Source organism: Undibacterium sp. RuTC16W, assembly GCF_049339445.1.
Lineage (GTDB): Bacteria > Pseudomonadota > Gammaproteobacteria > Burkholderiales > Burkholderiaceae_D > Undibacterium.
In genome coordinates this window covers 1-6,031 of the sequence record NZ_JBMPPE010000015.1, presented here as the reverse complement: position 1 = coordinate 6,031, position 6,031 = coordinate 1, and the positions used below count along the sequence as shown (strand labels likewise).

Here is a 6,031-nt window from a genome sequence, read left to right as displayed (position 1 = left end):
AAAGCAAAAGCCCCGATCAATTTCTTGAACGGGGCTATGCGGAATAAAAGCCTGACGATGACCTACTTTCACACTGGTTGCAGCACTATCATTGGCGCGGAGTCGTTTCACGGTCCTGTTCGGGATGGGAAGGGGTGGTACCGACTTGCTATGGTCATCAGGCATAACTTGTTGATCTGTTGTTGACTACGTTGAGCGGTAGCCGGCAACAAATCCAATTCAGAAGAAGTATCGTAGAGTGTGCGTCAGAGGTGAGTCTTCGCACTAATCAAACATGTTGTTTTTCACAGCAAGCGAGACCATCGCTTACTGTGGTGGTTGTGACTGTTCTCGAACATGTGCCTCCTTCCGGAGTGCACTTTCGCAAACACTTCACAATACTTGTCGTAGCCTATAACCTGCTAAGGTTATAGGGACAAGCCTTACGGGCAATTAGTACTGGTTAGCTTAATGCATTACTGCACTTCCACACCCAGCCTATCAACGTCCTGGTCTCGAACGACCCTTTAAAGAGCTCAAGGCTCTGGGAAGTCTCATCTTAAGGCGAGTTTCCCGCTTAGATGCTTTCAGCGGTTATCTCTTCCGAACATAGCTACTCGGCAATGCCACTGGCGTGACAACCGATACACCAGAGGTTCGTCCACTCCGGTCCTCTCGTACTAGGAGCAGCCCCCTTCAAACTTCCAACGCCCACGGCAGATAGGGACCAAACTGTCTCACGACGTTTTAAACCCAGCTCACGTACCACTTTAAATGGCGAACAGCCATACCCTTGGGACCGGCTACAGCCCCAGGATGTGATGAGCCGACATCGAGGTGCCAAACTCCCCCGTCGATATGAACTCTTGGGAGGAATCAGCCTGTTATCCCCAGAGTACCTTTTATCCGTTGAGCGATGGCCCTTCCATACAGAACCACCGGATCACTATGTCCTACTTTCGTACCTGCTCGACTTGTCAGTCTCGCAGTTAAGCACGCTTATGCCATTGCACTATTAGCACGATGTCCGACCGTACCTAGCGTACCTTCGAACTCCTCCGTTACACTTTGGGAGGAGACCGCCCCAGTCAAACTGCCTACCATGCACTGTCCCCGACCCGGATAACGGGCCAAGGTTAGAACCTCAAACAAACCAGGGTGGTATTTCAAGGTTGGCTCCACGAGAACTGGCGTCCCCGCTTCAAAGCCTCCCACCTATCCTACACAGATTGGTTCAAAGTCCAATGCAAAGCTACAGTAAAGGTTCATGGGGTCTTTCCGTCTAGCCGCGGGTAGATTGCATCATCACAAACATTTCAACTTCGCTGAGTCTCGGGAGGAGACAGTGTGGCCATCATTACTCCATTCGTGCAGGTCGGAACTTACCCGACAAGGAATTTCGCTACCTTAGGACCGTTATAGTTACGGCCGCCGTTTACTGGGACTTCAATCAAGAGCTTGCACCCCATCATTTAATCTTCCAGCACCGGGCAGGAGTCACACCCTATACGTCCACTTTCGTGTTTGCAGAGTGCTGTGTTTTTATTAAACAGTTGCAGCCACCAGTTTATTGCAACCCTTTCATCCTTCCCCCGCAGGGGGGTCAAACTACCAGGGCGTACCTTATCCCGAAGTTACGGTACCAATTTGCCGAGTTCCTTCTCCCGAGTTCTCTCAAGCGCCTTAGAATACTCATCTCGCCCACCTGTGTCGGTTTGCGGTACGGTCTCGTATGACTGAAGCTTAGAGGCTTTTCTTGGAACCACTTCCGATCGCTTCGTGAACAAGTTCACTCGTCTCAACCCCTTGAATTACGCACCCGGATTTGCCTAAGTGCCTTCTACAAGTCAAGAACAGGCTCTTCCAACCGCCTGACGACCTTCTGTGATCCGTCCCCCCATCGCATCATACGACGGTGCAGGAATATTAACCTGCTTCCCATCAGCTACGCATCTCTGCCTCGCCTTAGGGGCCGACTCACCCTGCTCCGATGAACGTTGAACAGGAAACCTTGGGCTTACGGCGTGGGGGCTTTTCACCCCCATTATCGCTACTCATGTCAGCATTCGCACTTCTGATACCTCCAGCATCCTTTACAAGACACCTTCGCAGGCTTACAGAACGCTCTCCTACCATATCCAATAAAGGATATCCGCAGCTTCGGTGTACAGCTTAGCCCCGTTACATCTTCCGCGCAGGACGACTCGATCAGTGAGCTATTACGCTTTCTTTAAAGGGTGGCTGCTTCTAAGCCAACCTCCTGACTGTTTTAGCCTTCCCACTTCGTTTTCCACTTAGCTGTACTTTGGGACCTTAGCTGGCGGTCTGGGTTGTTTCCCTCTTGACGCCGGACGTTAGCACCCGACGTCTGTCTCCCAAGCTCGCACTCATCGGTATTCGGAGTTTGCAATGGGTTGGTAAGTCGCGATGACCCCCTAGCCATAACAGTGCTCTACCCCCGATGGTGATACTTGAGGCACTACCTAAATAGTTTTCGGAGAGAACCAGCTATTTCCAAGTTTGTTTAGCCTTTCACCCCTACCCACAGCTCATCCCCTAATTTTTCAACATTAGTGGGTTCGGTCCTCCAGTGCGTGTTACCGCACCTTCAACCTGGCCATGAGTAGATCACTTGGTTTCGGGTCTACACCCAGCGACTAATTTCGCCCTATTCGGACTCGATTTCTCTACGGCTTCCCTATGCGGTTAACCTTGCCACTGAATGTAAGTCGCTGACCCATTATACAAAAGGTACGCAGTCACGGAACAAGTCCGCTCCTACTGTTTGTATGCACACGGTTTCAGGATCTATTTCACTCCCCTTCCGGGGTTCTTTTCGCCTTTCCCTCACGGTACTGGTTCACTATCGGTCGATATCGAGTATTTAGCCTTGGAGGATGGTCCCCCCATGTTCAGACAGGATTTCACGTGTCCCGCCCTACTTGTCGCAAACTTAGTTCCACACCGATGATTTCGTATAAGGGGCTATCACCCTCTATGGCCGGAGTTTCCAATCCGTTCTACTATCAAAGATGCTAAATCTTGCAGGCTGCTCCCATTTCGCTCGCCACTACTTTGGGAATCTCGGTTGATTTCTTTTCCTGTAGCTACTTAGATGTTTCAGTTCGCCACGTTCGCTTTGCATGCCTATGTATTCAGCATGCAATGACCTTACGGCCGGGTTTCCCCATTCGGAAATCTGCGGATCAATGTGTGTTTGCTCACTCCCCGCAGCTTATCGCAAGCTACTACGTCCTTCATCGCCTGATATCGCCAAGGCATCCACCATGTGCACTTAGTCACTTGTCCCTATAACGTTAGCTTCTAGTGTCTGTTCTTATTGCTAAGTTCAGGTTCATCACTAAAAACCGGTTATAGTTCTTTACTACTATTGAGTATTACTTTAGCGTTTGCCGTATCTCAAGGAATTTGATTTTTCTAAAACTCTGCTTTGCAGCAGTGCTTTTCAAACTCTTTTTAATACTTTGTTTGTTCGATACAATCACAACCCTTCCATAATTTCCATTAACAACTGTCGTTGCTAACTTCTCTTTACAGAAATAATTTTGATTATTTCTACTTTACTTCTTCTAAATTGTTAAAGAACGGTCACTCTGTATTTCTTTAATCTCTGTTGAAAGATCAAACCTAAATCGCTTGCCTTGGCACTTCACAGCGCCGGCTTGACTTAGGTTTGTACTTTTGACAAATCTTGGTGGAGGTTAACGGGATCGAACCGTTCACCCCCTGCTTGCAAAGCAGGTGCTCTACCAGATGAGCTAAACCCCCGAAACTTTGTGTGCCGCTTCAACCACCGCCACCACGTTATATGGTGGGTCTGGTTGGGCTCGAACCAACGACCCCCGCGTTATCAACACGGTGCTCTAACCAACTGAGCTACAGACCCAGGTGCTTGCTTCGAGTCTTACCGGTATCGCTACCGCTAAGTTACACAGCTTGTCACTTCTTCAGTGACTTACCTTGTTCTTTACATTAACAGTCAATAAGTGTGGACACTTAACTTTCAGCGCAACTCTAGAAAGGAGGTGATCCAGCCGCACCTTCCGATACGGCTACCTTGTTACGACTTCACCCCAGTCACGAACCCTGCCGTGGTAAGCGCCCTCCTTACGGTTAAGCTACCTACTTCTGGCAGAACCCGCTCCCATGGTGTGACGGGCGGTGTGTACAAGACCCGGGAACGTATTCACCGCGACATGCTGATCCGCGATTACTAGCGATTCCAACTTCATGTAGTCGAGTTGCAGACTACAATCCGGACTACGATACACTTTCTGGGATTAGCTCCCCCTCGCGGGTTGGCGGCCCTCTGTATGTACCATTGTATGACGTGTGAAGCCCTACCCATAAGGGCCATGAGGACTTGACGTCATCCCCACCTTCCTCCGGTTTGTCACCGGCAGTCTCATTAGAGTGCCCTTTCGTAGCAACTAATGACAAGGGTTGCGCTCGTTGCGGGACTTAACCCAACATCTCACGACACGAGCTGACGACAGCCATGCAGCACCTGTGTTACAGTTCTCTTGCGAGCACCGCCAAATCTCTTCGGCATTCTGTACATGTCAAGGGTAGGTAAGGTTTTTCGCGTTGCATCGAATTAATCCACATCATCCACCGCTTGTGCGGGTCCCCGTCAATTCCTTTGAGTTTTAATCTTGCGACCGTACTCCCCAGGCGGTCTACTTCACGCGTTAGCTGCGTTACCAAGACAATTAAGTCCCGACAACTAGTAGACATCGTTTAGGGCGTGGACTACCAGGGTATCTAATCCTGTTTGCTCCCCACGCTTTCGTGCATGAGCGTCAGTGTTATCCCAGGGGGCTGCCTTCGCCATCGGTATTCCTCCACATATCTACGCATTTCACTGCTACACGTGGAATTCTACCCCCCTCTGACACACTCTAGCCATACAGTCTCAAATGCAGTTCCCAGGTTGAGCCCGGGGATTTCACATCTGACTTATATAACCGCCTGCGCACGCTTTACGCCCAGTAATTCCGATTAACGCTTGCACCCTACGTATTACCGCGGCTGCTGGCACGTAGTTAGCCGGTGCTTATTCTTCAGGTACCGTCATTAGCCGTCCGTATTAGGAACAACCGTTTCTTCCCTGACAAAAGAGCTTTACAACCCGAAGGCCTTCTTCACTCACGCGGCATTGCTGGATCAGGCTTGCGCCCATTGTCCAAAATTCCCCACTGCTGCCTCCCGTAGGAGTCTGGACCGTGTCTCAGTTCCAGTGTGGCTGGTCGTCCTCTCAGACCAGCTACTGATCGTCGCCTTGGTGAGCCTTTACCTCACCAACTAGCTAATCAGATATCGGCCACTCCATGAGCATGAGGTCTTGCGATCCCCCACTTTCAACCTTAGTTCGTATGCGGTATTAGCGTAACTTTCGCTACGTTATCCCCCACTCTAGGGTATGTTCCGATATATTACTCACCCGTTCGCCACTCGTCAGCGGAGCAAGCTCCCTGTTACCGTTCGACTTGCATGTGTAAGGCATGCCGCCAGCGTTCAATCTGAGCCAGGATCAAACTCTTCAGTTTAATCTCTGTTTTTGTTCATTGCTGAACTCCGTTATTGCTAACGGTGTCGCTCACTCAAATAACTGACAGGCTATCTCTTGCGAGATATCCTATTCATTACTTTTGCGAACATTTGATATTTTTTAAGTATCATGACCAAATCAATTTGATCACGGCGCTTTCTATCAAGTGCCCACATTTATTGACTGTTAATTGTTAAAGATCTTGATTCCTGCTTTGGCAAAACCGGGACTCTTGCGAATCAACCTATTTCACCCTTCGCTGCGCTGCAAATCGTTTTGTTTGTCAGCAGCAAAGAAGCGAGATTATGAAGCACTTCCTACTTTTCGTCAACACCTTTTTTAGCCGCTTTCGTTAAACACGCTTACGCGCCCCTAACTCCCACTTCTAACATCCGTATCAACCGCTTCTCTTTCTCTTCCTTACCTTCCCGCCTCTCGACGGGAGCCGAACTATAGCAAATTCCTTCCGCCATTGGCAAG

General features: G+C 49.6%; 2 tRNA genes and 3 rRNA genes. All 5 read right to left on the bottom strand.

The features are described 5' to 3' along the window. Positions 1-49 precede the first annotated feature (49 nt). The 5 genes from rrf to ACO0K4_RS19330 all read right to left on the bottom strand — a co-directional run bounded on the left by rrf (position 50) and on the right by ACO0K4_RS19330 (position 5,549). Positions 50-162 (bottom strand): 5S ribosomal RNA (gene rrf, locus ACO0K4_RS19350). Between the two features lie 249 nt (positions 163-411). Then, positions 412-3,288 (bottom strand): 23S ribosomal RNA (locus ACO0K4_RS19345). Positions 3,289-3,692: 404 nt separating this feature from the next. After that, a tRNA-Ala gene (locus ACO0K4_RS19340) sits at positions 3,693-3,768 on the bottom strand. 41 nt (positions 3,769-3,809) lie between these two features. Next, positions 3,810-3,886 (bottom strand) — tRNA-Ile (locus ACO0K4_RS19335). 132 nt (positions 3,887-4,018) lie between these two features. Then, positions 4,019-5,549 (bottom strand): 16S ribosomal RNA (locus tag ACO0K4_RS19330). Together the 16S, 23S and 5S rRNA genes with 2 tRNA genes alongside form the textbook arrangement of a ribosomal RNA operon. Positions 5,550-6,031 lie beyond the last annotated feature (482 nt).